Genomic DNA, 24,010 nt, shown 5'->3' on the forward strand with positions numbered 1-24,010 from the left:
GGGCGGGCGTCCGTACGGGCGGGGCCTCCCTCTCCCTTAGATTGGCCCCATGACCACAGCGAACGCCCATTCCGGCCCGGAACTGCACGTGGCACTGCTCGGATACGGCAAGGGCGGGGAGGTGTTCCACGCGCCGCTCATCGAGGCCACCCCCGGACTGCGGCTCGCCGCCGTGGTGACCGGGAACCCCGAGCGCCAGGAGGCCGTGCACCGGCGCTACCCCGGGACCGAGGTCATCGCTTCGGCGGACGAGCTGTGGAACAGGGCCGCGGAGTTCGAGATCGCGGTGGTGACCACCCCGAACGACACACACGCCCCGCTCGCCGAGGCCGCGTTGAAGGCCGGCATGTCGGTCGTGGTCGACAAGCCCTTCGCGCTCGACGCCGCCCGCGCCCGCGGGCTCACCGAGCTCGCCGAGGAGCTGGGCCACGTGCTGACCGTCTACCAGAACCGCCGCTGGGACGCCGACTTCCTGACCCTCTGGAAGCTGATCGACGAGGGCGCCCTCGGGCGGGTGCACCGGTTCGAGTCCCGGTTCGAGCGGTGGCGCCCGGAGGCCAAGGGGACCTGGCGCGAGCGGGGTGCCGCCGACGACGGCGCCGGGACCCTCTTCGACCTGGGGCCGCACCTGATCGACCAGGCCGTGAACCTCTTCGGCCCCGTCGAGCACGTCTACGCCGAGCTGGACGCCCGCCGCCCCGGGGTGGTCGCCGACGACGATGCCTTCCTCGCGCTCACCCACGGCGGCGGGGTCCGCTCCCACCTGTGGATGGGCGCCCTGGCCGCGCGGCCCGGGCCCCGGTTCCGGGTGCTGGGCGACGCGGCCGGGTTCACGATCGAGGGCATGGACTCCCAGGAGGCGCGCCTGACGGCGGGGGAGGAGCCGACCGCGGAGGACTGGGGCGTCGAGCCGGAGGAGGCCTGGGGCCTGGTCGGCGCCGGGGACGACCTCCGGCGCGTCCCCTCCGAGCGCGGCTGCTACCCCGCGTTCTACGAGGGCGTCCGCGAGGCCGTGGGCGAGGGCGACCCGGTCCCGGTCGAGCCGCACGAGGTCATCCACGGCCTGGAGGTCATCGAGGCCGCCCGCAAGAGCGCCCGCGAGCACCGCTCCGTCCGCCCGGGGGAGTAGACGGCGAGGCCCGTCGGGGAGGACCGTCCGCCCTCCCGCCGCCGTGGGTGAGCGCGTGGGCCCGCTCGCGGTCATAGCGGCTGATCCAGCGTTCGGCGATGGCGTTGATCGGCCCGGCGTGGAGGTAGTGCAGCTTCTCCCGGCCGCGCCGGGCGGTGGTGACCAGGACGGCCGCCTCCAGCAGGGCCAGGTGCTCGCTGACCGACCGGCGCGCTATGTCCAGTTCCGAGCAGAGTTCGCGTAGGGTCTGGCCGTTGCGGGTGTTGAGGCCGTCCAGCAGCGTGCGGTGGCCGGGGGCGGCCAGAGCCTCGAATACCTCGTCCATCCTCGTTCTCCTGATAGCGGCTGCATGTCAACGGCGGGCGCCGCCGCCGGGCGGGGTGTGTGAAGCCGCGTGAGCGGATGTGAGATACCTCCCGGCCGACCCCGGCGGGGTGGGCCGGGGAGGGGATCGCGGTCTAACGTCGGATGAGTGGACGAGTCATTGGCCGCCGGGCGGGACACCCTGGGGCACCGGGCGGGCAGTGCCGGGTACCGGCGGGTCACGGTGGCGATGACCGCCGCGGGCATCGCCACGTTCGCGCAGCTCTACGCCGTGCAGGCGGTCCTTCCCGGGATGGCCGACGACTTCTCCGCCGCCGCGTCCACCGTCGCGCTCTCGGTCTCCTTCGCCACCGCCGGCCTCGCCGCGTGCGTGCTGGTGTGGAGCGGCGTCGCCGACCGGTTCGGACGGGTCGGGACCATGTCGGCCGCCCTGGCCGTCTCCACCGTGCTGGGCCTGGCCGCCCCCTTCGCCCCCGAGATCTGGTCCCTGCTGGCCCTGCGCGCCCTGCAGGGCGCCTTCCTCGGCGGCGTGCCCGCCGTCGCCATGGCCTACCTCGCCGAAGAGATCGCCCCCGCGCACCTGTCCCGCGCCGCCGGGATCTTCATCGCCGGCAACACCGTGGGCGGCATGTCCGGCCGCCTGGTCGCCGGCGCCGTCGCCGACCTCGGCGGCTGGCGCTGGGGCGTGGGCGCCGACTCGCTGCTCGCGCTCGCCGCCCTGGCGGCCTTCCTCATCGCCGTCCCGCCCGCCCGGGGGTTCGTCCCGCGCCCGCGCGCCAGGGGCGGGCCCCCGGACGGCGGCGGGCTGCTGCGCCGGCTCGGCGGCGCCGTCGCCGACCCCGGCCTGCTCGCCCTCTACGCGCACGCCCTGCTGCTCATGGGCGCCTTCGTCACCGTCTACAACTACCTGGGCTTCCGCATGATGGACGCCCCCTTCGGCCTGTCCCAGACCCTGGTGGCCTTCCTCTTCGCGGCCTACCTGGCCGGGACGGTCGGCTCGGCGGCGGTGGGGCGGGCCGTCGAGCGGTTCGGCCGCCACCCGGTGCTGCTCGTGTGCGTGGCGCTGATGGCAGGGGGCGCCGCCCTGCTCCGGCTGCCCGCGTTCTCCGCGGTCGCCGCCGGCCTGCTGGTGCTCACGTTCTTCTTCTTCGCGGCCCACACCACCGCCTCGGCCTGGGTGGGCCACCGCGCCCGCCGCTTCGCGCGCGCCCAGGCCGCCGCCCTGTACACCCTGGCCTACTACCTGGGTTCCAGCGCCTTCGGGTGGCTCGGCGGCCTGGTCTACGACACCTGGGGGTGGGGCGCGGTGGTGGGGTACGTGGTCGCGCTGTGCGCTCTGGCCCTGGTGAGCGGCCTCGGGCTCAGGGCCGGGCCGAAGGCCGCGTCCCCGGAGCGGGGCGGGGCGCCGGGTGAGGCGCACGGAACCGGCTGACGCCCGGTCCGGAGCGCCTCAGGCCTTGGGCGCCTCAGGCCTTGGGCAGAACGTGCTCGGGGACCTCGGCGTTGACCTGGTGCAGCCGCGCCTGGGCCGCCCGGCGCAGGCGGCCGAAGCACTCCACCGCCGTCGTCGCGTCCCCCACCAGGCCGCCCTTGGTGACCGCGGGCACCCCGTCCAGCAGGCCGCCCCCGAGAACGCCGTGCACTGCCAGGGGCACCACCTCCCCGGCCACCGCGAACGAGCGCACGCCCAGCTCGTCCAGCAGGCTCGCCGCCAGGTCGCCCCCGGTCAGATACAGCCCGGTCGGCAGCGCGTGCGCCCCCGAGTCGGCCTCCACCCCGCGCACCACCGCGGCCACCGCCCCGGCCAGCAGGCCGGGAAGCGCCCGCAGCGCCGTGCCCGCCCCCGGCGCCCCCTCCGGCGGGGCGAGCGTCCGCACCACCACGAACTCCGGGAACACCGCCCCGGACAGCCGCTCCTGCAGCTCTTCGGCGAACTCCTCGGCGTGGGCGTCGCCGGGGTCGGCCAGCCGCAGCGGGTCCACGTCCACGAACCGCACCGGGCCGGTGCGGGCGACCGTCTCCAGCTGCCGCCGGGTCAGCTCGGTGGCGCTGCCGACCACCGCCAGCAGCGGCCCCGGGGCCCCGGCCCGGCCGCGCAGCCGCATCGCGTACCCCAGCGCCGCCCCCGCCGGCCCCGGGTCGACCGACACCCACACCACGCCCTCGGTGCGCCGCGCCTCGGCGGCCGCCTCGGCGATGTCCTCGATCCGCCCCTCGTCGGCGGCGTCGCACAGCACGATCGGCTCGTCCCCGGCGGTGAGCTCGGCCATCAGCAGCTCCCGGGTGACCTGGCGGGCCGGGACGTGCCGCACCGCCAGGTCGGTCTGGCGGGCCAGGATCCGCGCGACCAGGCCGGTGTCCATCGGGCAGAACGGGTCCGCGGCGACCTCGCTGGCCTCCAGCGGCACCCCGTCCAGCAGCTGTACCCCGTCCACGGTCACCCGGCCGGTGGCGGGGAAGGCGGGTACCGCCAGGGCCCGCACCGCCTGGCGCTCGGGAACCCGCTCGCGCACCGCCCGCCAGGCCGCCTCCACCTCGGCGCCCACGTTCCCGCGCAGCGTGCTGTCCACCCGCTTGACCACCAGGTCCACCGGCCAGACCGCCTCCACCACGTCGGCCACCAGGTCGGCGGCCTGCTGCGGCGTCAGGTGGCGGCTGTCCAGGTTGGCCACGACCACGTCGTACTCGCCGGCCACCGCGGCCACCTGCTCCGGGGTCACCGTGGCCGCCCGCATCCCGGTCCGCGCGAAGCGGGCCCCGGTGGCGTTGGCCCCGGTGAGGTCGTCGGCCACGACGAGTATGCGAGCCACGGTGGACGCTCCCTTGCGCGTCTGGGCCGGGCGGCCCCGCGCCGCCCCGGTTCCTCCCCCGTCAAATCTCTCATCCGCCGGGCATGCACGGTGCCGCCCCGATCGCGGGTAGGAGAGCGGGGGAGAGGCGTCTCACAGCCGCCGGAGGGGGGTCCGCGGCCGCGGGTGGTCTAGACTCTCGGGCAATTTAAGCACGTGACCTGAGGTTTTCCCGCACGCTTCACCAAGGAGGACGATGACTCGACTCGCACGCGACACCATCCGGCGCATGCCCAAGGTGCTCCTGCACGACCACCTGGACGGCGGCCTGCGCCCCGGCACCCTGGTCGACCTGGCCGCCGAGAGCGGCCACCCGGGCCTGCCCGCCACCGACCCCGACCGCCTGCAGGAGTGGTTCTCGGCCGCGCACGGCTCCCAGGAGGAGCTGCTGGCCCGCCTGGACCCGGTCCTGGACCTGCTGCAGACCGCCCCCGCGCTGGTGCGCGCCGGGACCGAGTGCGCGCAGGACCTGGCCGCCGACGGCGTGGTCTACGCCGAGGTCAAGATCGCCCCCGAGCAGCACACCCGGGCCGGGCTCACCCGCGAGCAGGTGGTGGACGCGGTGCTGGAGGGGCTGCGCGTCGGCCAGGCCAAGGCCCGCCTGTTCGGGCAGGAGATCCGGGTCCGCCTGCTGCTGACCGCGCTGCGCCAGGCCGCCGACTCCCAGGAGATCGCCGAGCTCGCGGTGCGCTACCGGGACGCCGGGGTGGTCGGCTTCGACATCGCCGGCCCCGAGGCGGGCTACCCGCCGACCCGGCACCTGGGCGCCTGCGACCACATCCGCCGCGAGAACTTCAACCTCACCCTGCACGCGGGCGAGGGGTTCGGTCTCTCCTCCATCTGGGAGGCCATCCAGTGGTGCGGCGCCGACCGCCTGGGCCAGGGCGTGCGCATCATCGACGACGCGGCGGTGGCCGAGGACGGCACCGCCAAGCTGGGACGGCTGGCCGCCTATGTGCGGGACAAGCGCATCCCGCTGGAGCTGTGCCCGACCGCCAACGTCAACACCGGCGCCGTGCCCTCGCTGGCCGAGCACCCGGTGGAGGTGCTGCGCCGACTGCGGTTCCGGGTCACCGTCAACACCGACAACCGGCTGCTGCACGGCACCTCGATGACCGAGGAGTTCGCCCGGCTGAGCGAGCAGTTCGGCTACGGGACCGAGACCCTGCGCTGGTTCACGGTCAACGCCATGAAGTCGGCCTTCATCCCGCACGACGAGCGGCTGGAGCTGATCGACCGGGTGATCAAGCCGGGCTTCGCGCGGCTGCGCGCCGAGACGGCGGGCGCCGCGTTCTTCCGCCAGGAGGACCCCTGGTGAGGGGCGCGGCCGCGGCTCCGGGCGCGGCCCGGGCCCCGGAGAGCCGGGTGTACCGGGCGGCCGGGCGGGTGAACGGTCCCCTTCGTTTCACTCCACCCGCCCGGCGCCCGCTGCCTCCCCGCGCCACCGGGGAGTGACCGTGGGGCGGACCCTAGTCGTCCGCCGGATCGACCACCGGGACCGCGAACGGCGGGGTGCCCTTGCCCTGGAGGCGGTGGCCTCCCCAGACGTTCCGCTCGGTGAGCCTTCCCGCCCCCTCGTGCCCGTCCGGGGTGCGCACCAGCACCGAGGTGTTGCCGGCCGCGTACTCGGCGGCGACGTCCTCGTGCGGGGACACCCGGCCCACCCAGGCGTAGGAGCCGGTGAGCGGGTCGAAGTGGCCGGCGATGAAGGCCTCGGCCTCGACCGGCCGGCCGTCGAAGAGCAGGGTCACCGGACCGCTGTACTCCTCTTCGTCGTCGCCCATGCCGCTCATGCGCCCACCTCCTCGGGCTCGGCCGCGCGCGGGGTTCCCGGCGCCTGCGGTGCGCCCGCGTCCTGAGCGGTCCGGTCCGCAGCGGGGCCGGCCGCACCCGCGGCCGGACCGCCGCGCACCCGGCGCGGGGCCTCCTTGCGGATCCGGTAGTTGTGCGGGTCGAAGCGCAGGGTCTGCAGCGCGTACTCGAAGCTGAACCCGGGCCACAGGGTGACGTTGCGGCCCTTGGAGTTGAGGTACCAGCTGTCGCACCCGCCGGTGACCCACACCGAGTTGCGGGTCTTGTGCTGCATCCGCGACGCGTACCGCTTCTGCGCCTCGGGCAGGGCGTCCAGCCGGTCCACGCCGTTGCGCGCGGCGAAGCGCAGGGCCGACATCACGTACCGCATCTGCGCTTCCAGGAAGAACACGTGCGAGGTGTGCCCCGGGCCGGTGTTGGGCCCGGCCAGCACGAAGAGGTTGGGGTAGCCGGAGACCGTGGTGCCCTTGAGGGCCTCGAGGTCCTCCCCCCAGCGGTCCCAGATACTGAGCCCCTCGGCGTCGTGCACCATCTTGGCGGCCGGCATGTCGGTCACGTGGAACCCGGTGCCGAAGATGATGGTGTCGACCTCGCGCTCGGTGCCGTCGGCCGCCACGATCGACTTCTCGCGGACCTTCTCGACCCCGTCGGTGATGACGTCGACGTTGGGCTGGTCCAGCGAGGGGTAGTAGTCGTTGGACAGCAGCAGGCGCTTGCACCCGGGGACGAAGTCCGGGACGAGCTTCTCGCGCAGCTCGGGGTCGGCGACCTGGCGCCGCAGGTGGCTCTTGGCCAGCGCCGCCACGCCCTTCATGAGCGCCGGGTACTTCACGAACCCGAGGACGTAGGACTCCCGCCCCCAGTAGATGTTCTTGCGGAACACCTGCTGGGCCCCCGGCACGTTGTGGAAGAGCCACTTCTCCAGGCGGGTCACGTTCCGGTCGTGCTTGGGGATGACCCACGGGGGCGTCCGCTGGTACAGGTCCAGCCGCCCCACCTTCGGCTGGATCTGCGGGACGAACTGGATCGCGGAGGCCCCGGTGCCGATGACGGCGACGTTGCGCCCCGTCAGGTCCTGGGAGTGGTCCCAGCGGGCCGAGTGGAACACGGTGCCCGTGAAGTCGGACAGCCCGGGGATGTCGGGGACCGAGGGGTCGGCCAGGGCCCCGCAGGCGCTGATCACGAACTGCGCGGTGACGGTGGGCCGCCCCTCGCACTCGATCCGCCACCGGTTGGCCTCGGGCTCCCAGTAGGCGCCGGAGACGCTGTGCCCGAAGCGCACGTGGCGGTAGACGTCCTCCTCCTCGGCGACCTGCCGCAGGTAGGCGTGGATCTCCTCCTGCCCGGAGAAGGTGCGCGACCAGCCCGGGTTGAGCCGGAAGGACAGCGAGTACAGGTGGGAGGGGACGTCGCAGGCGGCGCCGGGGAAGGTGTTGTCCCGCCACGTCCCGCCGACGTCGTGGGCGCGTTCCAGCAGGACCAGGCTCTTGAGGCCGGCGCGCTTGAGGCGGGCGGCCATACCGATCCCGGAGAACCCGGAGCCGATGACGGCCACCCGGAAATGGGACGCCGTGGTCTCGTTCTCGGTCACGTCGTAGAAATCCCTTCGGCGCTGCGGGGTGCTGGGGAGGGAGGGGAGAGGGGAAGCCGGCCCGCGGGCTCAGGCGCGAAAGGCACGCGGGCCGGCGGCTCCAAGGGGCGTCAGGCCGCCACGGCGGCGGGGGCGCCCTTGCGTCCCAGCAGCCCGGCGCGGCGCCAGACGTACTTGGCGGGCCCGGCGAGCAGGCCGGCCTTGTCGAAGGTGGCGACCACCTTGCGCGCCGCCCAGGTCTTGGTGTCGATGTGGTGGGGGTTGCGCCGGGCCGCGCGGGCCGCCTCCTTGGGGTCGAGCCCCACGGACCGGTACACCTCGGGGCTGATCAGCCGGGTCGCGGAGAAGTAGACGACCAGGCCCAGCACGAAGCGGCTGTAGGCCTTGGCGACCGCGCCGTGGCTGTCCCAGTCCCGGATCAGCTCCTCACGGGCGTAGCGCATGTGCCGCGCCTCCTCCACCACGTGGATCCGGGAGACCGCCTGCACCAGCGGGTCCAGCGTCTCGTCCACCATGCCCTCGCGCTGCAGCTGGTCGAGGATCTCCTCGACGAACAGCGCACCGGCGAAGGTGAGCGGGCCGTTGGAGATCGCCTTGAACACCCGGCCCAGGTTGTGGGTGATGAAGTCCGGCCGGTAGTGGCGGCCCGCCAGCTTCTGGGTCATCTTGGCGAACATGACCGAGTGGCGGCACTCGTCGGCGATCTCGGTGTAGGCGTACTGGACGTGGTTGGTGGTGGGGTCGCGGTCGTAGGCGTGCCGGATCAGCATCTGCATGAGGATCGTCTCGAACCACAGGCCGATGGAGGCGATGCTGGCGACCTCGTGCCGGCTCAGCTCCTTGCGCTGGTCCTCGGAGAGGCGGTCCCACAGCTCGGTGCCGTAGAGCGAGACCCGGTGCGGGGCGATGGCGTAGCGGTCCTTGTCCACCGGCGCGTCCCAGTCGATCTCCACGAGCGGGTCGTAGGAGGCCTTGGCCGAGGAGCGCAGCAGCCGCTTGGCGATGTCCTCGCGGTCGGTGACGGTCGGTTTCGGATCGGCCTGCACGGTCATGGCGGTTCTCCTTCGGGGTGCGGGCGAAAGGCCGGGCGGCCAGGGGGTGTTCTAGCCCGGGGGCATCGGGACGCCGTGCCGCTCGTGCAGGCCGCGGGCGATCTCCCCGCCCGCCAGCCGGCCCTCGCGGACCAGGTCGGCGATCTCGACGGCGGCCACCCGGTCGACCAGTCCGGGGGCGTGCCGGGTGAGGCGCAGGGCGGCGCTGCCCAGCGCGGTCGAGGCGACGTCGCGCGCGGGGCGGGGCGCGGCCGCCGCGCGCAGCACCGCGAGCACCGTGTCGCGCAGGCGCTCGGCGGGCACCAGTCCGTCCAGCGACACCCCCGCGGCGCGGGAGTCGTCGTGGATGGGGGTGTCGACGTAGCCGGGGTGCACGGTGGTGACCCCGATGTGCGTGCCGTACTCGGCGCGGAGCGCGTCGGCGTAGGCCGTGACGGCGCGCTTGGAGACCGTGTAGGCCCCGGCGAAGGGCAGCGGGAGCCCGGCCAGCAGCGAGGCGGTGACGACCACCCGTCCGCGGTCGGCCAGCAGCGCGGGCAGCGCCGCGGCGGTGACCCGCCAGGTGCCCAGCAGGTTGACCTCCAGGGCCTCGCGGACGCACTGGTCGGGCATGGCGCCCACGTCCACGGCCGGGCCCACCCCGGCGAAGTGGATCAGGCGGTCGAGCCCGCCCAGCCGCTCGGTCGCGGCGCCGACGGCGCGGCGGACCGCGTCCTCGTCGGTCACGTCGCAGGCGAGCACCCGGCCGGCGTCGTCGGGCTTGCGGTCCAGGCCGACCGCTTCGGCGCCCAGGTGCCGCAGCACCTGCAGGGACGCCGAGCCGAAGGCGCCGGAGGCTCCGGTGACCAGCACGCGCCGGCCGTTCAGGGCGCCCAGGGGGGATCGGGGCATATGTGATCTCCTCCACATGTCTTGCCGGAACGTTACAACGAGCATTGTCACAGTGCAAGAGGGAGTAGTCGTGCGGGCGGCCGAATTTCCCTAGGGTGGAGGCATGGCCGAATACCGGATCGACGAGCTGGCGCGCCTCGCCGACACCACCGTGCGGAACGTGCGGGTGTACCAGGACAGGGGCCTGCTCTCCCCGCCCCGCAGAGAGGGCAGGGTGGGCATCTACACCGAGGCCCACCTGGCCCGCCTGCGCCTGATCGCGCAGCTGCTCCGGCGGGGCTACACCTTCGCCAACATCAGCGAGCTGGTCTCGGTCTGGGAGCGGGGCGGGGACCTGAACGACGTGCTCGGCTTCGAGTCGGCGGTCGGGGACCCCTGGTCCGACGAGATCCCCGCGCACCTGACCTTCGACGAACTGGTCGAGCTCTTCCGGGGGGACGTCACCGACGAGAACATCGAGCGCGCCCTGGCCATGGGCCTCCTGGAGCCGGACGGGGAGCGGTTCCGGGCGCCCAGCCCGCGGCTGCTGCACGCCGGGGCCGAGCTGGCCGCGGCCGGCATGCCGGTCTCGCGCGTGCTCGACGTGGCCGAGCGGCTGAGCGGCCACATCGACGAGGCCTCCGAGGAGCTGGTCCGCGAGATCGCCGACCACATCCTGACCGAGCACGCGCCCGAGGGCCTCCTGCAGGGCGAGGACATCGCCCAGGCGGCCGACCTGGTGCGCCGCCTGCGGCCCCTGGCGGAGACCGCCGTGGACGCCATGCTGGCCCGGTCCATGGCCCGCCACATCCAAGAGGTGATCGGGGAGCACTTCTCCGACGTGCTGGAGCACATCTCCAGCGGCAAGGAGCCCAAGCCCGCCTGAGCCGGCGGCGGGGCGGGGCCCGGCCGACCGCAGGGCCGTGCGCCCCGTCGGCCGCCCGTCCTCCCCTCCCGTGCGCGCCCCGCAGGGACGGGCCGGTACGGGACCCGGTCCCGGGGGTGCGCGCAGGACCTGCGGGGGCGCGCCCGGGGGCGCCGGGGGCGGTGGCGCGGCCCGACCGCCGCCGGAGCGGCGGTCCGCCCGGGGAGCCCCGCCCGCGCGGCCCAGAGCGCGCTGATCGCCCCTCAAGGCGGTCGCCTCCTGTTTCTCCGGCATGTCGGCGGCCTGGGATTCCATTGTCCTGACCCGTCCGCACGTGCGGGGCCGTTTCCGGACAGTCGCCGGAACTTCCTCTCCGCCTGCGTCGTCTGCGCCGTATGCGCGGTCCTCCGCCCGCCGCGCCCCGGAACGCGGGGCGGGGCGCTCACCCCTCGGGCCCCAGCCCGATTCCGGCCAGGCGCGCCAGGTGGGCGCAGACCCGCTCGGGCTCCTCGGCCGGGACCATGTGGCCGGCCCCGGGAACGACGTCCTCCTCGGCTCCGGGCAGCTCACGGGCGAGCGCCCGCCGGTGACGGTCCCCGACCAGCCGGTCGCGCTCCCCGGACAGCAGCACCACCGGCACCCGCTCCAGGGCCGCCAGCCGGCCCCGCACGTCGTGCGCGGCGATCGCCTCCCGGCCCGCGGCCAGCACGTCCGCCGGGGTCGATTGCAGCTGCTGCGCGCACAGCGCCACCTGCGGCGCCAGCTCCGGTGTGCCGCCCCTGCGGCCGAACCCCGCCCGGCGCACGGCGGCCCGGAAGGCGGGCAGCCCGGGCGGGAGCAGGCGGCGCAGCCCGTCGGCCGCCCGGGGGGCCGACCGAGCCAGGCGCACCCCCGCCGCCTGGGCGGCGCCGGCCAGGCGGTCGCGGGGCCGGGACCGGGGCGCCGCCGTGCCCGGTCCCGCCGCGGAACCGGCGGCCAGCAGCACGCCGGCGACCGTCCCGTCCCTTCCGTCCGCCCCCTCCGCCCCCTCTGGCCCTGCCGTCCCTGCCGTCCCGGTCACCCCGGTCGCCCCGTCCGCGCCGTCCGTCCCGTCGAACAGCTCGGGCCGGTCGGCGGCCAGCCGGACCGCGGCCATCGCGCCCAGCGAGTGCCCGCCGAGCACCACCGGGCCGTCCGCGGCGCAGGCGCCGACCACCCGGGCCAGGTCGTCGGCGAGCAGCCGCAGGTCCCACCGCGCCGTGCCGCGGCCGGAGCCGCCGTGGCCGCGCAGGTCCCAGCGGACCACGCGCAGCCGCCCGCCGCTCCCCGAGGCCAGCCGGGTGGCGTGCGGGGCCCAGGTGTCGCAGGTCAGGCCCAGGCCGTGGGTGAGCACCACGGTGCACGCGGCCCGGGTCGGGCCGCGGATGCGCATCCGCAGCTCGGCCCCGTCGGGGGTGGTCAGGGTCCGGGTCAGGTCGGCCGCGTGGCGCAGTGGGGTCATGCGGGTCCTCGGGGGTGCGGGCCGCTTCCGCGGTCGGGGCACGGGCAGGGCCGGGGACGGGGACGTGCCGCTCCTCGCGTCCTCCTACCGGTGGGCAGGAGCGGGGCGTGGGGGATCATTCCCCGGATGCGGCGGCCTTCCCCGAAGGGACCGGGGTGATCGGAAGCGGGCGGGAGAAGCGCAGCTCGGCGAAGGCGCCCGGCGGTACGGCGGGGGAGTGCGGGTGCACCGGGGCCACGGTGCGGTAGCCCTGGCCGGGGGCGGGGCGGGGGTCCTCCTCGCCCTTGTTCGGCCAGAAGGACATGGCCCGCTCGGCCTGGGCCGTGATGGTCAGGGAAGGGTTCACGCCGAGGTTGGCCGAGACCGCCGAGCCGTCGACCACGTGCACGCCGGGGTGGCCGTAGAGGCGGTGGTAGGGGTCGACCACGCCGCTGTCGGGGGAGTCGCCGATCGGGCAGCCGCCCAGGAAGTGCGCGGTGAGCGGGATGTTGAACACCTCGCCGACGGTGCCGCCGGGGAAGCCGTCGATCTTCTCGGCGAGCCGGGAGAGCACCTCCTGCCCCTGCGGGATCCAGGTCGGGTTGGGCTCGCCGTGGCCCTGGCGGGAGCTGAGCACCGTGCGTCCGGAGGCGCCGCGCCGGGTGTAGGTGGTCAGGGAGTTGTCCAGGGACTGCATGACCAGGCCGATGATGGCGCGCTCGCTGAAGCGGCGCACCGACAGGCTGCGGGCGAAGACGTAGGGGTGGCGCGCGGCCAGGCCCAGGAACCGCAGCCAGCGGGGCACCCGGCCCCCTCCGGGGACCTGGATGGTCGCGAGCATCCCCATGGCGTTGGAGCCCTTGCCGTAGCGGACCGGCTCCACGTGGGTGCGGGGGTCGGGGTGCATGGAGGAGGTGATGGCCACGCCCCGGGAGAAGTCCTCGGGGTGGTCCATGTCGGCGGTCATGGCGCCGCCGAGGGACTCGGAATTGGTGCGGGTCAGCGTGCCCAGGCGGGAGGAGAGGCGGGGGAGCAGGCCGGAGTCGCGCATGCGGTGCAGCAGGTTCTGCGTGCCCCAGGTGCCGGCGGCGACCACGACCTGGTCGGCGGTGAAGGTGCGGGCGTTGGCGCGTCTGCGTCCGGCCCCGGTGGTGAGGGTGTCCACGGCGTAGCCGCCGCCGGGCAGCTCGCGCACCCGCTCCACGGTGGTCATCGGGTGGATGGCGGCGCCGCCCTTCTCGGCGAAGTACAGGTAGTTCTCGGTGAGCATGTTCTTGGCGCCGTGGCGGCAGCCGGTCATGCACTCGCCGCACTCGGTGCAGGCGCGGCGCTCGGGGCCCGCCCCGCCGAAGTAGGGGTCCTTCACCCGCTCGCCGGGGGCGCCGCAGGCGGCGCCGTCGGCGTCGCGGCCGTCGCCGAAGAAGACGCCCACGGGGGCCAGGTGGAAGCTCCCGCCCACCCCCATGTCCTCGGCGACCTCCTTCAGGTGCACGTCCGAGGGGGTCATGGTGGGGTTGGTGCGCACGCCCAGCATCCGCTTGGCCTGGTCGTAGTAGGGGGCCAGCTCGCTGCGCCAGTCGGTGATGCCGCGCCACTGCGGGTCGTCGTAGAAGTCGTCGAGCGGCTCGTAGAGGGTGTTGGCGTAGTTGAGCGATCCGCCGCCGACACCGGCGCCGGCCAGGATCATCACGTCGCGCAGCACGTGGATGCGCTGGATTCCGTACATTCCCAGCCAGGGCGCCCAGAGGAAGTTCTTCAGGTCCCAGGAGCCGGTGGGCAGGGTCTCGGAGGTGTAGCGGCGGCCGGCCTCCAGGACCCCCACGCGGTAGCCCTTCTCGGTGAGGCGCAGGGCGCTGACCGCGCCGCCGAAGCCCGATCCGATGACGAGCACGTCGTAGCGGCGTTCGGAGGCGGCGGGCGCAGGGGCGGTCGCGGTGCTGTCGGCGCTTTCGGAAGCCACGGGGCACCTTTCCTTCGTCGGGGGGACCCACCGCTGTCGTGACGGATTCGTTGCGTCCGTGCGGCGAATCGAGCACTTGGAAATGTGACATTCACTATTGTAATGTTCGTCACTACCCCCGAGTAAGGCGTGGTCCATGTAACACGCGAGGCGGTGGCCGGCGCAAGATCCCCCACCCCCCGCCCGTCCGCCGAGCTGCGGACCCGGCACGCAGGAGTCACCCCATGGCCGATCACCCGACCGACGACACCCTCCAGGAGCCCACCCCCGCCGACGGCGCCGCCGGCGACGCGGCGCACGCCCCCTCCGGCGGCACCCGCTGGCGCCGCTTCGCCCTGGCGCTCGTGCCCGGCCTCGGCGCCGCCGCGATCCTGGGGATGATGACGACCCAGGGGCTGCTCGCCGCCTCCTTCGCGGTCTCCGGCGACAGCTTCAAGATGTCCGCCGCCTCGCTGGAGGGCGAGGGCTTCACCCAGTACGGCGACGTCGCCACCTCGGTCGACGACAGCGCCCGGCCCGTCGGGCTGAGCACCGTCGACACGGCCGAACTCAAGGACCTGTGCATGTCCTCCCTGATCGACCTGCCGATCGGCACCGCGACCCTGCTGATCGGCGCCGGCGCGGAGACCCCGGTGGAGGGCAGCAACCTGGTCATGGACGTCGAGCAGCTGCAGGGCAACGCGACCTTCTCCAACATCGAGATCGGGCGGGACGCCAGCACGCTGGACAAGGCCGAGGGCGGCGCCGGACCCGCGGGCGGCTTCGGCCTGCAGTCCGACACGATCTCGGTGCAGGACCCGAAGATCACGTCCTGGGCGGTCAACGCCGGTAGCCTGAAGCTCTCCGGCCTGAAGCTGTCCCTCAAGCCCGGCGAACACGAGTGCTACTAGGCCATGCCCCCGACCACCGGTAACGGGCGCGGAGCGGTCCGCGCCCTCCACGCCTTCCGCGACTGGCGCCGCACCCGCCCCTTCTGGGGCGGGCTGCTGGTGATCGTCGCCGGAGTGGAGATGATGGTCGCCCCGGCGGCGCAGACCCTGGTGATGCCGCTGAACCTGGTGATCTACGCCGGCATCGCCGGGATCTCGGTCTACCTCATCGGGCTCCTGCTGGTGGCGCTGGGCGTGCTCGCCTGGGTGCAGCCGCAGCAGCGGCTCTTCTACGGCGTGGTCTCCAGCCTGCTGTCGGTGGCCTCGTTCGTCACCGCCAACTTCGGCGGGTTCGTGATCGGCATGCTGCTGGGCATCGCCGGCGGGGCGATGATCTTCTCCTGGTCGCCCGTGCGGGCGCCCCGCCGCCGGGCCGGCCGCCGCAGGGGCGGCGACACGGGCCGCGGCCGGGGCGGCGGGTCCGATGAGGACGGCGGCCCCGCCGCCCACGCCGCCGTGGCCCTTCCCCTCGCACTGGTGCTGGCGCTGCCCGCGGCGGCCCCGGCGGACGGCTGGGGCTGGCCCTGGGACGACTGGTTCGGCGACGACGAGGAGGAGGGCGCCCCGGCCGAGCCGGGGGAGACGCCCTCGCCGTCGCCGTCCACGGGTCCGGAGGACGGAGGCCAGGACGGCTCCGAGGGCTCCGACGGGTCGGACGGCGGCGGTGCCGGGGACGGCGGCGGCTCCGAGGACCCCGGGGGAGCGGACCCCGGGGACGAGGAGGACGGCGCCGACGAGGACGCGGCCGAGGAGGACGAGGGCTCCGGTGGTTCCGGGGCCGACCCCGCCGACTGCGAGCTGCGCTCCGGCCAGGACGCCGTGGCCGCCGACGAGCAGGAGTTCCTGGACGCGGTCGAGGCCTGCGAGGCCGCCGAGGAGCAGGACAGCGCCCCCGAGGTGCACGTCGAGGAGGGCGATGGGCGCTTCACCGCCTCCAACACCGAGTCCGGCCTGACCGCCGACACCCTGACCATGCGCGGCGCCTGGTTCGGCGGGGTCGTGGAGTACCCGGCCACCGACGGCCCCGAGCGCTACCTGCGCATCGTGATGCGCGAGGGCGACGTCGACGGCGGTGAGCTGTGGTGGATGCACGGCTCGAACCGGGCGTCGCTGTCGCTGCCGGAGATGAACCTGGCCGGCGGGGACGGCTCGTCGGTGGTGCTGCACGTCCAGCGCATGACCGTGCGGATCCTCGGCATCAAGCTGACCTTCACCCCGGACTTCCCGCCGCCGCTGCTGCTGCCGTACATGGTGGTGACCGACGTCGACGTCTCCCGCCCGGTCGCCGACGCCGCGCACCTGTCGGTCGACGGCCTCGACCTGATGGCCGACCGCGAGGAGATCTGACCCTGGGCCCTGCCCGTCCGACGCCTGTCGGTCGCGCCCCCTATCCCCACGCGGGGCGGCCCGGCCGGTGTCCCGGCCGGGCCGTTCCGTCTTCCGGGGCCCTTCCGGACGGGCAGGCGGCCCCGGAGACCCCTGTCAGACCGCCGCGGCCTCTTCCTCGTCGGCGGCGCGGACGCCGTGCGGCACCAGGCGGCTCGGTGCGCCGACGTAGGACACGTACAGTGCGTCCCGCGCGCGGGTGCAGGCCAGGAAGAGCAGGTTCCGCTCCTGCTGGTGCACCTGCTCCAGGGCGACCGGGTCGCCCTCGGCCGCGTCCAGGGCGGCCTTGGGCGGCAGCAGCGGCTCGCTCACCCCCACCACCGCCACGCAGCGGAACTCCTGCCCCTTGAGCTTGTGCATGGTGCCCACCCGCACCGCGGGGGTGGCGTCCACCGCGTCCAGCGGAGCGGTGGGGATGCCGCGGGCCTGCAGCTCCTTGGTCATGTGCCGGACCACCCACTGGTTGCGCCCGGCCACCGCCACCGACGCCGGAGCGACGCCGGCCTCCAGCCACACCCGCACCCACTCGGCGAGCGCGGCCCGCTCGTCGGCCCGGTCGCGGCAGCCCCGCAGCACCGGCTCGGGGCCGTGCAGCAGCGAGCGGTACCCGGTCAGGGTGTCGGCGTCGTCGTCCAGCCCGACCTCGGTGCGGCGGCCCAGGATCGGCACCGCCCAGTCGAGGATCTCCTGGGTGACGCGGTAGCTCATGCGCAGCCGGTGGCCGCGCCCCCGCACGTTGATCCCCAGGGAGGCCAGGGAGACGCGGTTGTCGGAGATGCGCTGGTGCGGGTCGCCGACGATGAACAGGTCGTCGGGGCCCTCGGGGACGGCGGCGCGCAACAGCCGCCACTGGGCCGGGTGCAGGTCCTGGGCCTCGTCCACCACGACGTGCCGGTAGCGCGGCCCCACCCGGCCCAGGTGCTCGGCGGCGGTCAGGGCGATCTGCGGGTAGGACCACTCGCCGGCCACCCGCATCGCCGCGGTGTAGCGCCGCAGGGCGTCCCACACCTGCGGCCGGTGCTCGGGGGCCAGGTGCAGCATGCGGCCGCTGCGCTCGCAGCGCACGTAGTCCGACAGGCGGGTCAGGTTCTGCGCCAGCACCACCTGCTCCCACTCGTCGGCCAGGAAGCGGCCCGAGTAGGGCAGCCCGTCGGCGGCGGCCGCCTCCCGCCAGCGCTCGGCCAGCTCGTCGCGGCCGAGCGCGTCGGGGATGAGCCCGGTGTGCTCGTGGACGATGCTGCGGGCCAGGCTGTCGATGGTGACGACCTCCACCCGGGCGCGCACCCGCGGGTCGGGCAGCAGGCGGTCGAGCTGCCCGGACAGGGTCTGGGCAAGCAGCCGGTTGTAGGTGGTCAGCAGCACCGTGCGGCGGTGCTCGGTGGCCTCGGAGGTCTCACGGGAGGCCAGGTGGGCGGCGCGGTGCAGGGCCAGCACCGTCTTGCCGGTGCCCGGACCGCCGCTGATCTGCGCCGACCCGGCGTAGCGGGCGTCGACGATGCGGTGCTGGTTGGGGTGCAGGGTGACCTGCCACTCGTCGAACGACTTGCCCAGGTCGGCGGCGAGCTCGTCGGGGCCGGTGACGCGGGGCGCACCGGCCGGGGCGGACAGCGGCGCCGGTGCGAGCTCGGCGCCGTCCTCGGGGGCGGTGCGGTCGCGGGCCATCGCCAGCGCGTCGTCCTGCCGGCGCAGTCCCACCAGGCACAGGCCGCCCCCGGAGCCGGGGGCCAGCACGCCGGCCCACTCGGGGCCGATGCGCAGCAGGCGCGTCCGGGGGTCGGCGGCGTCGGCGACGGCCTCCAGACGGCTCTCGTCGCCGCCCATGAACGCCTGCACGACGGTCAGCGCGGCGCTGCGGACGCCGGGATCGAGCCGGGAGAAGTCGGAGAGGAACGTCGGGGTGATCGCGAGCTTGGGCACGTCCTTCTTGCCTCCGGTCGCCTGAGAGGGAGCGGTGGGTGCCAGGGCGGGCCGGCCGGGTCCCGCGCGGCGCCTTTCGCTTATGAACATGCTCCCGCCGGAATTTGGGCAAACGACGCGCCGAACCCCGTTGGGGACACCTGTCCGGGCGGGTGTTCGTGCAGGTCGGACTGGGGTTTTCGAGGGTGTTTTCGAGTGTCGCGGGAAATTTCTTCGCCGTCGTCGCTGACCTGCGGTTCTGTGGCGGTCCCGTGGGACTGAAAACCGATTTGTCGACAGACCGAAACTGGGGAAGTAGGGAAGGGAAGCCCAGCCAGGACCTCATAGGAGCGGTGGCGCGCTCGCCGGGTTTCGGTCCCACGGGTGCGGGCCGGGTCCGCGGTTCCGGAGGACCGGTCGGGACGAGGGCGGCGCCGATGCCCGGTCTCCGCCCTGCGCCCTCGGGGCGGGGCCGGATCGGAGCACTCCCGGGGCTCGGCGACACTGGGGGACGGTGCGCACGAGCCGCACCCGCCCCCACGATCCCGCCGTCCACCGACCCGATCTGGAGCCCCGCCGTGCCGACCGCCCCGACCGCCCCCGCACCGAGCCGAACCGGCGGCCCGCTGCCGGCCGCCTTCCGCTGGATCGCCGCCATCGAGGCCCTCACCTGGGTCGGCCTGCTCATCGGGATGTTCTTCAAGTACGTCGTCGTCGGGGACGACATCGGGGTGCGCGTGTTCGGCCCGATCCACGGCGTCGCCTTCATCATCTACGTCGTCGTGGCCGCGGCGGCCTGGTACCGCCTGCGCTGGGGGCTGTGGACCGGCCTCTTCGGCCTCGCGGCGAGCATCCCCCCGCTGGGCACCGTGGTCTTCGAGCGCATCGCCTCCGCCCGCGGCCTCCTCGACCCCGCAGAGAAGCGGGCCACCCGGAGCGGCCCGGGTTCCGACTGAGGGCCCGGAGCGCGGCGGTCGGCGTTCGCGGCCGTCGTTCGCGTCGTGCCCCGGGGCCGGAGGTCCTGGCGGGCCCCGCCTGCCTGGCCCCTGCGCTGTAGAGGTGCGGGCTGGCCGGGGTGGCCTGAGTGCCGATTGAGCGGCCTTCGGCTCCGTCGCCGCCTGCGCCGTGTCCGACTGCCGGTCGCCCCGGTGAGATTCGCGTGGGGCGGCCCCGCGTCCCGCAGGGGAGTGGGGCGACCGGAGCGGTCGAGCCGGTCGGCGCGGCCGGAGCGCCCGCTGAGCGATCGGGGCGGCGGGCTCTCGCCGGGCTCGCCTCGCACGCTGATCGTGAGCAGTGCCGCGGACCCCGCTCCGCCTCCATGGGCGATGTGCGCCCCCGGAACCGTGTGGCGGCTCCGGGGGCGGGTCCACGAGCGCTGGAGGGGCACTCGGTGCCCCTGCCGGGGCCCGTCCTTCCCCGACAGGGGCCCCGACCGCCCCACGGGCGCCCGGGTGCCCGATCATCGCACGGACCGGTCCCGTCGCGCCGCCCGTTTGTGCTCCCCGCCCCGGCCCGCCGCCCGCGGCGCCGCTCCGGCTATCGTGAGGCCGAGCACACCGGGATCGGACGGGGAGCGGAAGCCGTGAGCCAGCAGAAGCCGAACGGGAACATGCGCTGCGCCGACGCCGACCGGGAGCGCGTCGCCGGGGTCCTGCGCGAAGCCGCGGCCGCCGGGCGCATCACCCTGGAGGAGCTCGACGAGCGCCTCGACGCCGCCTTCGCCGCCCGCACCTACGGCGACCTCGAACCCCTCACCGCCGACCTGCCCGCCGACGAGGAGCGGACCGAGCCGCTCGCCCCGAGCGGCGGCGCCGAGCCGTCCGAGGCGTCCCGTCCCCTGGTGCTCAAGTCCTCGGCGGGCACCATCGTCCGCCGCGGCGAGTGGACCGCTCCCCGGCGCATCGAGGTGACCAACCCGATGGGCAGCACGGTGCTGGACTTCCGGTCGGCGACGCTGCTCAGCGGCACCACCGAGATCGCGCTGACCTCCTCGTGGGGCGAGGCGCGCCTGGTGCTCCCGGACGGCGCCACCGCCGACGTCCGGGTCGACGCCTCCTGGTGGGGAAGTGTCGACAGCCGCGTCCCGCCGGCCCCGGCGCGCCCGAACCCGCACTTCGTGGTGACCGGTGAGGTCAAGGGCGGCAACCTGAAGATCCGCTACAAGAACCGCTTCGAGGAGATGTTCGGGATGTACGGCTGAGCCGCCGGGCCGGTGGCCGTACGGCGCGGAGCCTCTGCTCAGGGGCCCAGGCGCAGCGCGTCGCGGTACCAGCCCTCCTGCTCGGCCAGCTCGCGCGGGGTGCCCTCCTGGAGGACGCGCCCCTCGCTCAGGACGTAGATGCGGTCCATGCGCTCCAGTCCGGCCAGGTCGTGGGTGATCAGCAGGGTCGAGAACCCCTCGCTCTCCGCCGCGTCCAGCACGTCGGCCATCACCGCGTCGCGGGTGTCGGGGTCCAGGTGCGCCGTCGGCTCGTCCAGGACCAGGATCCTCGGGGACGCCAGGACCGCGCGGGTCATCGCCAGTCGGCTGCGCATCCCGCCGCTGAGCCGGGTGCCGTGCACCCCCACCTCGGTGTCGAGGCCGTGCGGCATCGCCCGCGCCTCGCCGTCCAGCCGCGCCCGCGCCAGCGCCTCCCACAGCTCCCCGTCCTCGGCGTCGGGGCGCGCCAGGCGCAGGTTCTCGCGCAGGGTGGAGGCGAACACGTGCGGATCCTGCGGCACGCCGCCGATCGCCCGCCGGGCGTCGTCGCGGTCGTACCCGGTCAGGTCCCCGCCGCCCAGCTCGACGGTGCCCGCGTCGGGGTCGCGGAAGCGCAGCAGCACTTCGGCCAGGGTGCTCTTGCCCGCGCCGCTGGGCCCCAGAACCGCGACTTTGGCCCCGGCCGGGACCTCCAGGTCCACGCCGCGCAGCGCCCACGGCTCGTCCGGGCCGTACCGCACCTTCAGCCCCCGCACCCGCAGGTCGGCCGGGGGCGGCTCGGGCAGCTCGGCCGGGTGGTCCGGGGGCGCGACCATGGGCGGGGTGTCCAGCACGTCGAACAGCCGCGCGCCCTGGGCCCGCAGCGCCCCCAGCCGGGCGGCCACCGCGGGCAGCGGCTGCACGATCTCGAACGCGGCCAGGGTGGTCAGCACCAGCACCGCCAGCGGGATCGGGTGCAGCGACCCGTCGTCCACCGCGGCCACCCCCAGCAGCAGCGACGCCCACACCGTCACTCCGGTGACCAGTGCACTCGCCCCGGCGCCGAACCCCAGTAGTCCGGCGTCCCGGCGGGCCAGGCGGGTCAGCTCGGTGTCAGCGTCCTCCACCCGGCGCACCGCCCGGCCCATGGCGCCGTAGGCGACCAGGTCGGGGGCGCCGTGCAGGGTGTCGACCAGGGAGGTGGACAGCTCCCCGCGGGCCCGCGCCTGGCGTTCGCCCGGTGCCCGGCCCAGCCGGGCGGCGACCAGCGGCACGCCCAGGCCGGTCAGGAGCAGCCCGGCCGCCAGCACCAGCCCGCCGGGCGCCAGCAGCGCCGTGCACACCGCGGTGGTCACGCCCCCGGCCAGCACGGCCACCAGCGGCGGGGTGAGCCCGCGCAGCAGCAGGTCCTGGGTGGCCTCGGTGTCGCTGACCAGGCGGGAGACCAGGTCGCCGGAGCGGAGGGAACCGACGCTGTGGTGCGAAGCGCCCCGATTGAGGGTGGGGGTGGGCGACGGGCGGGCCTCTGAATGGGCCAGCCGCTGGTAGACCTTGACCCGCACGTCGGCCAGGGTGCGGAAGGCGGCGTCGTGGGTGACCAGCCGCTCCAGGTAGCGGGCCACCCCGCGGGTGACGCCCAGGGCGCGGGTGGCCACGATCGCCACGCTCAGCGCGGTGATCGGCGGGTGCTCGGCGGCCTTGGCCAGCAGCCAGGCGGCGATGCCCAGCAGCGCCACCGCCGAGCCGGTGGCCACCGACCCCAGCAGCACCCCCAGCGCGAACCGGCTCCCGCGCGGCCACGCCAGCAGGACCATCCGCACCAGCGGGTCGCGGCCGCGCCCCGGGGCGGCGGCCGGGTCCGGGTCGGCCCCGGGGGCGGTGCGGGCGGCGGTCTCGGCGGTCATCGCAGGGCCTCCTGCTCCAGGCGGCCCGCGTGCACGGGCACCGTCTCGTCCACGTGTGCGGCCCACCCGGCGTCGTGGGCGACCACCACGCCGGTGCGTCCCTGGAGCAGCCGGGCGACCGCCGTGCGCACCGCCGCCGCGTTCTCGGGGTCCAGGTGGGCGGTGGGCTCGTCGAGCAGCACCACCGGGGCGTCCCGCAGGAACGCCCGGGCCAGGGCGATCCGCTGGCGCTGCCCGGCCGACAGCCGGGCCCCGCGCTCGCCGAGCCGGGTGGCGTAGCCCTCGGGCAGCTCCCGGATGAAGGCGTCGGCCTCGGCCAGTTCGGCGGCCCGGCGCACCTCCTCCTCGCCGGCCTCCGGAGCGCCCAGCCGGATGTTGCCGGCCACGGTGTCGTCGAACAGGTAGGGGTGCTGCGGCACCCAGGCCAGGCGCCTCCGCCAGGCGGCGGGGTCGGCCTCGTCCAGGGGCACGCCCCCGGGGGCGTCGGCGGACACCGCCAGGATGCGGCCCTCGGTGGGTTCGATGAAGCGCAGCAGCAGCGAGAGCAGGGAGCTCTTGCCCGAGCCGCTGGGGCCGGCCAGCAGGATCCGGCGCCCGGCCGGCACCTCCAGGTCGACCCCGGTGAGCGCGGGTGCGTCCCGCCCCGGGTAGGTCAGGCCCACCCCCTCCAGGCGCAGCCCGACGCCGTGCCCGGGCAGCTCGGCGGTGCGGTCCCGGCCGGGGCCGGGCCGACGGGGCGCGCCCTCGGCCCGCTTGTCGAGCTCGGCGAAGACCTGCTCGGCGGCGGCGACGCCCTCCATGCTCGCGTGGAACCGCGAGCCGACCTCGCGCAGCGGCAGGTAGGCCTCGGGGGCCAGGATCAGCACCAGCAGCGCCGTCTGGTAGTCGAGCATGCCGTACATCAGCCGGATGCCGATCTCCACCGCGACCAGCGCCACCGCCAGGGTGCTCAGCAGCTCCAGCACGAACGCCGACAGGAACGCGATGCGCAGCGTGGACATGGTGCTCTCGCGCTGCTCGTCGGTCATCCGCCGGATGATGCGGGCCTGGGCCCGGGTCCGGCGGAACACCGCCAGGGTGGGCAGGCCCTCGACCACGTCCAGGAAGTGGCCGCCGAGCCGGTGGAGCCGGCGCCAGCGGCGCTGCGTGCGCGCCTGGGTGTGCCAGCCCACCAGCGCCATGAAGACCGGGATCAGGGGCAGGGTGACGGCGATGACCACCGCCGAGATCCAGTCCGCGCCCGCCACCACGGCGAGCACGGCCAGGGGGACGAGCACGGCCAGCACCAGCTGCGGGAGATACCGGGCGAAGTAGTCGTCCAACGCATCGAGGCCCCGCGTGGCGAGCGTGGCGACCTCTCCGGCGTCGGCCGTGCCCGTCCCGGCGGTGGCGGTCCCCCCTGACGATCGGACCGTCCCGCCGTCCGGGGGAGGCGAGTCCCCCGGTTCACCGCCCGGGTCGGCCCCGGTCCCGGTCACGTGGGCGACCAGGCGGCGGCGAAGCTGGGACTTCGCGCGCGCGGCGGAGCGCAGGGCGGCGGTCTCGGCGCCGTAGGACAGCGCCGCCCGGGCGATCGCGACCGCGGCCACGGCGGCGATCGCCCAGGAGAGGGCGTCCAGCCCGAGCCCGCGGGTGGCGCCGGCGATCGTGTAGGCCAGCAGCCAGGCCTGGGCGAGCACCATGGCGGTGGTGAGCAGTCCGCTCGCCACGGCGACGGCGAGGTGCACGCGGACGGCCGAGGCCGTCCGGACCAGACGCGGGTCGAGGGGGCGCATTGCAGGTCCGTTCCCTTCGGTGGTGCGCCG

Annotated in this window: 19 protein-coding genes; 8 read left to right on the plus strand and 11 right to left on the minus strand. The window is 75.1% G+C overall.

Features of this window, described 5'->3' with window-relative positions; translation table 11 throughout:
• Positions 1-49: 49 nt before the first annotated feature.
• Positions 50-1,129 carry a Gfo/Idh/MocA family oxidoreductase gene (locus C892_RS0108190; protein WP_026124221.1) on the plus strand — a complete coding sequence of 360 codons (1,080 nt, stop codon included), beginning with the start codon at positions 50-52 and terminating at the stop codon, positions 1,127-1,129.
• On the opposite strand, the gene C892_RS28680 is transcribed toward C892_RS0108190, so the two are convergent.
• Positions 1,071-1,454 carry an ArsR/SmtB family transcription factor gene (locus C892_RS28680; protein WP_026124222.1) on the minus strand — a complete coding sequence of 128 codons (384 nt, stop codon included), beginning with the start codon at positions 1,452-1,454 and terminating at the stop codon, positions 1,071-1,073. The genes C892_RS0108190 and C892_RS28680 overlap by 59 nt on opposite strands.
• A gap of 159 nt (positions 1,455-1,613) precedes the next feature.
• On the opposite strand from C892_RS28680, the gene C892_RS0108200 reads away from it, so the two are divergent.
• Entirely contained in the window at positions 1,614-2,885 is a 1,272-nt protein-coding gene (locus C892_RS0108200; RefSeq protein ID WP_017556800.1) for an MFS transporter, read from the plus strand.
• 34 nt (positions 2,886-2,919) lie between these two features.
• Here C892_RS0108200 and C892_RS0108205 read toward each other — a convergent pair whose 3' ends face one another.
• Positions 2,920-4,263 (minus strand): four-carbon acid sugar kinase family protein, encoded by a 1,344-nt coding sequence (locus C892_RS0108205; RefSeq protein ID WP_026124223.1) that lies wholly within the window; start codon positions 4,261-4,263, stop codon positions 2,920-2,922.
• A 235-nt stretch (positions 4,264-4,498) separates the two neighbouring features.
• Between C892_RS0108205 and C892_RS0108210 the strand changes: the two genes are divergently transcribed.
• Positions 4,499-5,620, plus strand: a complete 1,122-nt coding sequence (locus C892_RS0108210) for an adenosine deaminase (RefSeq protein ID WP_026124224.1) — start codon at positions 4,499-4,501, stop codon at positions 5,618-5,620.
• Between the two features lie 151 nt (positions 5,621-5,771).
• Here C892_RS0108210 and C892_RS0108215 read toward each other — a convergent pair whose 3' ends face one another.
• The 4 genes from C892_RS0108215 to C892_RS0108230 all read right to left on the minus strand — a co-directional run bounded on the left by C892_RS0108215 (position 5,772) and on the right by C892_RS0108230 (position 9,648).
• Positions 5,772-6,095, minus strand: coding sequence for a DUF4873 domain-containing protein (locus tag C892_RS0108215; protein ID WP_017540027.1), 324 nt, complete (start codon positions 6,093-6,095; stop codon positions 5,772-5,774).
• Positions 6,092-7,705, minus strand: coding sequence for a flavin-containing monooxygenase (locus C892_RS0108220; RefSeq protein WP_017556802.1), 1,614 nt, complete (start codon positions 7,703-7,705; stop codon positions 6,092-6,094). Before C892_RS0108220 ends, C892_RS0108215 begins: the two co-directional genes overlap by 4 nt.
• Positions 7,706-7,815: 110 nt before the next feature.
• Positions 7,816-8,757 carry an AurF N-oxygenase family protein gene (locus C892_RS0108225; protein WP_017540029.1) on the minus strand — a complete coding sequence of 314 codons (942 nt, stop codon included), beginning with the start codon at positions 8,755-8,757 and terminating at the stop codon, positions 7,816-7,818.
• 51 nt (positions 8,758-8,808) lie between these two features.
• Positions 8,809-9,648, minus strand: a complete 840-nt coding sequence (locus C892_RS0108230) for an SDR family NAD(P)-dependent oxidoreductase (RefSeq protein WP_017556803.1) — start codon at positions 9,646-9,648, stop codon at positions 8,809-8,811.
• A 103-nt stretch (positions 9,649-9,751) separates the two neighbouring features.
• On the opposite strand from C892_RS0108230, the gene C892_RS0108235 reads away from it, so the two are divergent.
• Positions 9,752-10,513, plus strand: a complete 762-nt coding sequence (locus tag C892_RS0108235; protein WP_017540031.1) for a MerR family transcriptional regulator — start codon at positions 9,752-9,754, stop codon at positions 10,511-10,513.
• 421 nt (positions 10,514-10,934) lie between these two features.
• Here C892_RS0108235 and C892_RS0108240 read toward each other — a convergent pair whose 3' ends face one another.
• Both C892_RS0108240 and C892_RS0108245 read right to left on the minus strand, forming a co-directional pair.
• The gene (locus C892_RS0108240) at positions 10,935-11,972 is read right to left on the minus strand and encodes an alpha/beta fold hydrolase (RefSeq protein ID WP_017556804.1); all 1,038 of its coding nucleotides are present in this window, start codon (positions 11,970-11,972) and stop codon (positions 10,935-10,937) included.
• 115 nt (positions 11,973-12,087) lie between these two features.
• On the minus strand, positions 12,088-13,911 hold the full coding sequence (locus C892_RS0108245) for a GMC oxidoreductase (protein ID WP_017556805.1): 1,824 nt from the start codon (positions 13,909-13,911) through the stop codon (positions 12,088-12,090).
• Between the two features lie 224 nt (positions 13,912-14,135).
• Between C892_RS0108245 and C892_RS0108250 the strand changes: the two genes are divergently transcribed.
• Positions 14,136-14,801, plus strand: coding sequence for a DUF6230 family protein (locus tag C892_RS0108250; RefSeq protein WP_017556806.1), 666 nt, complete (start codon positions 14,136-14,138; stop codon positions 14,799-14,801).
• 3 nt (positions 14,802-14,804) lie between these two features.
• Positions 14,805-16,187 carry a DUF6114 domain-containing protein gene (locus tag C892_RS0108255; RefSeq protein ID WP_017556807.1) on the plus strand — a complete coding sequence of 461 codons (1,383 nt, stop codon included), beginning with the start codon at positions 14,805-14,807 and terminating at the stop codon, positions 16,185-16,187.
• A 135-nt stretch (positions 16,188-16,322) separates the two neighbouring features.
• On the opposite strand, the gene C892_RS0108260 is transcribed toward C892_RS0108255, so the two are convergent.
• Positions 16,323-18,143, minus strand: coding sequence for a UvrD-helicase domain-containing protein (locus C892_RS0108260; protein WP_017556808.1), 1,821 nt, complete (start codon positions 18,141-18,143; stop codon positions 16,323-16,325).
• Between the two features lie 557 nt (positions 18,144-18,700).
• On the opposite strand from C892_RS0108260, the gene C892_RS0108265 reads away from it, so the two are divergent.
• On the plus strand, positions 18,701-19,078 hold the full coding sequence (locus C892_RS0108265; RefSeq protein WP_017556809.1) for a DUF3817 domain-containing protein: 378 nt from the start codon (positions 18,701-18,703) through the stop codon (positions 19,076-19,078).
• A gap of 626 nt (positions 19,079-19,704) precedes the next feature.
• Positions 19,705-20,322, plus strand: coding sequence for a DUF1707 SHOCT-like domain-containing protein (locus C892_RS0108270; protein WP_017540038.1), 618 nt, complete (start codon positions 19,705-19,707; stop codon positions 20,320-20,322).
• A gap of 38 nt (positions 20,323-20,360) precedes the next feature.
• Here C892_RS0108270 and cydC read toward each other — a convergent pair whose 3' ends face one another.
• Both cydC and cydD read right to left on the minus strand, forming a co-directional pair.
• The gene (cydC, locus tag C892_RS0108275) at positions 20,361-22,205 is read right to left on the minus strand and encodes a thiol reductant ABC exporter subunit CydC (RefSeq protein WP_017556810.1); all 1,845 of its coding nucleotides are present in this window, start codon (positions 22,203-22,205) and stop codon (positions 20,361-20,363) included.
• Positions 22,202-23,980, minus strand: coding sequence for a thiol reductant ABC exporter subunit CydD (gene cydD, locus C892_RS0108280; protein WP_017556811.1), 1,779 nt, complete (start codon positions 23,978-23,980; stop codon positions 22,202-22,204). The genes cydC and cydD overlap by 4 nt, the downstream gene beginning before the upstream one ends.
• Positions 23,981-24,010 lie beyond the last annotated feature (30 nt).

Source organism: Nocardiopsis baichengensis YIM 90130, assembly GCF_000341205.1.
In the GTDB taxonomy this organism is placed as follows: domain Bacteria; phylum Actinomycetota; class Actinomycetes; order Streptosporangiales; family Streptosporangiaceae; genus Nocardiopsis_A; species Nocardiopsis_A halophila.